Here is a 3,421-nt window from a genome sequence, read left to right as displayed (position 1 = left end):
CTGCTCCCGGCAACAAAGGTGCCTGCTGCCATCACCACCGGGTCTGCATAACCGGGCATCACCTCCGGAACTGGGGTGAGGTAGGAATCCACAGGAGAACTGTTTTGAATGGCGTGGCAAAAGGCCTGCAGCTTTTGCGGGGATCCCAATTGAATGGCCTGGATGATATCGGTGCGGGGAGTTTGAGGCAGAGGCGAGACCGGGTAGCCCAAATCAGAAAACACCTGCGCCGCCAGATGGGCGATCTTCACCGCTTCGGCCACCATCTGCGGGGCCAAGAACAGACCTTGAAACAGAAGGCGGTTGAGATCTAGAGTTGCCCCCCCCTCCGAACCAATGCCCGGAGCCGTTAACCGACAAGCGGCTTGCTCCACCAGCTCTGCCCGCCCGGCCACATAGCCCCCTGCGGGAACGAGGGTGCCCCCCGGATTTTTGATCAGGGATCCGGCAATCAGATCTGCGCCCACATGGGTTGGCTCCTGGGTTTCCACAAATTCGCCGTAGCAATTGTCCACAAAAACCACAACTTCGGGGTTTTGCGCTTTGACCATTTGGATCATCTCGGCAATCTGGGCAATGGAAAAGCTGGGCCGCCAATCGTAGCCGCAGGAGCGCTGAATGTGAACCAAGCGGGTTTGCGGTCTGAGGGCGGTTTTCAGGGCCTGCCAATCAACAGTTCCCTCCCGCAAATCCAACTGGCGGTAACCGATGCCAAACTCCCGCAGGGATCCCCGCCCGGAGCCCCGCAGGCCGATAACCTCCTCAAGGGTGTCGTAGGGGGGGCCGGTAATCGCCAGCAGCTCATCCCCCGGACGCAGCACCCCAAACAAAGCACAGGCGATGGCATGGGTACCAGACACCATCTGCAGCCGCACCACTGCTGCCTCACAGCCCATAATCTGGGCAAACACCCGATCCAAAACCTGCCGCCCCTGGTCGTCGTGGCCATACCCCGACACCCCGGCAAAGTGATGGGATCCCACCCGCTGGTCGCGAAAGGCCCGCAGCACCCGCGCCAGGTTCTCTCTGAGGGTCTTCTCCACCGCCTGAAACTGCTCCTGTAGAGCCTCTTCTGCTCTGTCTAAAAGCTCTGCCGCCTTCAACGGGATCCCTCCGCCCACCCAGTCTGCCCCACCTTTTGCACACCAAGCTGGTTTCGAGGGTAGCATTTCAGCCACCCCGGAAAGAGTTGGCCTTCTCCCCACCGCTCCTCAAGGTGACTGCAGCGGCAGAACCGAGTTCCAAGTTCTTATGTACTTATGTAGCTCTCCGATAGAAACCTTACAGCATGGAACAGTGAACAACAGGCTTGTCAAAGCTAATACCGACAACAACACCATCTCTCAAGTCGAAAGCCTCATATTGATAAAAAATCGATAAAAAGCTTAATTTATATCAATATCCCTTCATTTTTGCTGTCAATGGCTATCCAATCAAGATGCTGCTAGGCTGTAGGATAATACCAACATACCCTGGAGGAAAGCTGAAGCATCTGGATTGCCGAGCTTATGGGCAATACGGCCCACCTTCAGTCTCTCAAAAACAGGTCAGAGTTAGAGACATTGTTTAACCAACTCAAAATCCAGCTCAGGAAGATTTTTAGCAGGCTAGATCTGTCTATGGGTTTGATGATAGATTTGGCTTTTGACTGAGGAACTTGCAACTTAAACTCTAAAAAACCTTTCCCAAAGACACTCAACACAGTCAATAGAAGTGCATGTCTTGCAGGGCGGGGATCCCGCTTCTCTACAGAGCTCCTGCGATTCGGGAAAATCTGGAATTCAACATCTCTGAAACATTAAGAGAGCCTAAATTTATTCTTAACCTCTGGCAGAGATCCTTGAGCGAGATGTTAACCTAGACTTAACCCAAGAGGTTAGTGCCACTCCCAAAGCCGATCTGCTCACCCTTGATGACAGGGCTCCATTTTTGCCAATTAAAGGGCTGACGTCGCCTGTGAGCTGGGATCGCTTTCCAGAGTTAGAGGGATCCCGGGTGGGGATGAGGCGCTATCTCAGGTATAAACCGACATGACTGGGAGAGTCCTCATGACTAAGCTTGTGATCCAAGGGAAAAACGTCGAGATTACCGACGCCATCCGCAGCTACGTTCAAGAAAAAATTGAGCGTGCTGTCAGTCATTTTGCCCAGATCACCAGTGAGGTTGATGTCAATCTATCGGTAGCCCGCAACCCCCGTATCAGTGCCAGCCAATCTGCCGAAGTGACCGTCTACGCCAATGGCACCGTGATCCGGGCGGAAGAAAGCAGCGAAAACCTCTATGCCAGCATCGACCGTGTGGCCGACAAGCTGGCCCGCAAGTTGCGCAAATACAAAGAACGGAACGGCATTCACCGCGTCCGCCACACCCCCAAAACCTCCGTGGCAGTGGCCCAGCAGCCCGTCACCGATCCGCTAAATACGGAACGGCAAGCGGAGTTACCCGCAGAGGTGGTGCGCACCAAATACTTCGCCATGCCACCCATGACGGTTCAGGAAGCGTTGCACCAGTTGGAGCTGGTGGATCACGACTTCTACGTTTTCCGCAATATCGAAAATGGCGAGATCAACGTTATCTACGTCCGCAACCATGGCGGCTATGGCCTGATCCGCCCCCGCTAAGGCTTGGTGAAGATGCGTGGTGAGCTCTCCTCCCAACTTACTTCTCCAGGATCCAGCGGCGCTTTCTATCTGTTGCTACAGCTCACCGATTCTGCCCTGCCGATTGGGGCTTATTCCCACTCCTGGGGCTTGGAAGCTGCCGTTCAAGCGGGTCAACTTCGCGATCGGGCTGGGGTGCAGCAGTACCTGTTGGGGGTTTTGCACATGGGCTTAGCCCCCACCGAGGGCAGAGCCTGTGCCTTGGCCCATCGTCTATCCCGATTGGGATCCGAGTCGGGAGTGGAGAAGCTGCAGCAACAGCTGCAAGCAACCCGTTGGGCGGCAGAGCCGCGCCAAGCCAGCCTAGATTTGGGGAAACGCCTAGCTCAACTGGCAGAACGCACCTGGGGAATCTCTGTCCCCAAGGCAGAGGGGGATCCACTGCATCATTCCGTGGTGTTTGGCTGGATCTGCGCTCAGGCGGGCATTGGGTTGGAAGATACCCTGCGTGCCTTCTTGTTCTCCTCCCTCACTGGGCTGGTCTCGGCAGCGGTGCGTCTGGTACCTTTGGGGCATACCGAGGGGCAAAGCCTATTGGCTCAGTTGTACGAGCCCATCGAGGCAGTGGTACACCAAGAGATCCTGCCGGTTGTGAAGCGGGCCGAAAGGCCAAACCTCTCCCCCAGCTGGCCGGCTTTGGGCAGCTTCACCTTCCTACAAGAACGCGATTGTCAAGTCCACCAACAGCTCTATTCCCGCCTTTTTCAATCTTGAAAGCCGTCAACCCTCACCCCTAAACCCTTCTCCCAGAGGGAGAGGGG

General features: G+C 55.6%; 3 protein-coding genes. 2 read left to right on the top strand and 1 reads right to left on the bottom strand.

What is annotated here, in order from left to right:
- A partial coding sequence (locus NW819_RS11485) for an aminotransferase class I/II-fold pyridoxal phosphate-dependent enzyme (RefSeq protein WP_414413822.1) occupies window positions 1-1,169 on the bottom strand: 1,169 nt, incomplete at its 3' end.
- Between the two features lie 879 nt (window positions 1,170-2,048).
- Here NW819_RS11485 and hpf point away from each other — a divergent pair.
- Together hpf and NW819_RS11475 are read left to right on the top strand one after the other, a co-directional pair.
- Window positions 2,049-2,621 carry a ribosome hibernation-promoting factor, HPF/YfiA family gene (hpf, locus tag NW819_RS11480; protein WP_011434101.1) on the top strand — a complete coding sequence of 191 codons (573 nt, stop codon included), beginning with the start codon at window positions 2,049-2,051 and terminating at the stop codon, window positions 2,619-2,621.
- A 12-nt stretch (window positions 2,622-2,633) separates the two neighbouring features.
- Entirely contained in the window at window positions 2,634-3,374 is a 741-nt protein-coding gene (locus NW819_RS11475; RefSeq protein WP_414413821.1) for an urease accessory protein UreF, read from the top strand.
- Window positions 3,375-3,421: the final 47 nt, after the last annotated feature.

The organism is Synechococcus sp. R8-2 (assembly GCF_047461715.1).
Lineage (GTDB): Bacteria > Cyanobacteriota > Cyanobacteriia > Thermostichales > Thermostichaceae > Thermostichus.
Note: the sequence above shows the minus strand (reverse complement) of the source record. Positions and strands in the feature narration are given on the sequence as shown.